Origin of the sequence: Streptomyces anatolicus (genome assembly GCF_019400875.1) — a bacterium.
In the GTDB taxonomy this organism is placed as follows: Bacteria; Actinomycetota; Actinomycetes; order Streptomycetales; family Streptomycetaceae; genus Streptomyces; species Streptomyces anatolicus.
Window position 1 is genome coordinate 1 of record NZ_WMBF01000859.1, and the last position, 1,044, is coordinate 1,044.

Annotated in this window: 1 protein-coding gene; it reads right to left on the reverse strand. The window is 75.1% G+C overall.

Features of this window, described 5'->3' with window-relative positions; genetic code table 11:
- A partial coding sequence (locus tag GKQ77_RS32995) for an FUSC family protein (RefSeq protein ID WP_258022366.1) occupies window positions 1–1,044 on the reverse strand: 1,044 nt, incomplete at both ends.

Genomic DNA, 1,044 nt, shown 5'->3' on the forward strand with positions numbered 1-1,044 from the left:
GTCCAGGAGCATGGGGGGCGCGGGCGTGTTCAGGGCGTCGGAGAGTTCCTCCAGGGTGGTCAGAAGCAGGCCCGCCCCCTTGCGGACCACCCGGTCGGGGACGCCCTCGCCGTCCCACTCCGCCAGGGCCGTACGGACCGCCCCCCAGTCGGGGACGCGGCGTTCGCGTACCGCCTTCGCGCCCTGTTCCGTCGACTTGCGCAACGCCTCGGCCAGGCGCGCCGCCGCGGGTACGGGCGTCGCGCCGCGCTCCGGCAGATGGGCCTCCATCAGCATCGCCACGCGGCCCAGCTGAGCCAGCGCGTCCTCCGCCTCCGTGGCCGCGGCGCGGGAGAGACCCCGGTGGCGCACGGGTTCGTTCTCGGCGCGGGCCGCCGCCTCCTGCCAGGCGACCCTGGCGTCCCTCGCCGTGAGCAGGGCCTCACGGACGTCGGGGCAGGCCTTGCCCGCCGGATGCGCGTAGTGGTCGACGACCGCGGCGGCGTAACGGCCGTCCGCGATCAGCCAGTCGGCCAGGCGGGTGCGCAGGCGCGGGGTCTCCCACGCCGGGTACAGCGCGTACGCGATCATCGCGAGGACGCCGCCGATGAGCGTCAGGACGACGCGCTCCGGGACCGTCTGCGTCCACTGCTGGCCGCCCATGCCGAGCAGGAACACGACGTACGCGGCCACGCAGGCCTGCGCCGCCACCTGCCCCGTGCGCATCAGCAGGTACATAAGCCCGGCGCAGACCACGGCGAGCGCGGCGGACAGGCCGGTGCGGGGGTGGATCAACTGGACCAGGCCCGTGGCCAGCGCGACGCCGACGAGGGTGCCGCCGAAGCGGGCCACAGCGCGGGAGTACGTCTGGGAGAAGTCCGGGCGCATCACCATGACCGAGGCCATGGGGGCCCAGTATCCGTGGCCGAACGGGAGCCAGGTGCCGAGCAGATAGCCCGCGGCGGCCACCGCGGTGACACGGATCGCGTGCCGGGTGACCGGCGAGTCGTGCCGCAACGCCGCCGCCCGCATGGCGCGCAGGGCGGTGGGGGCGAGGGCGAAGAG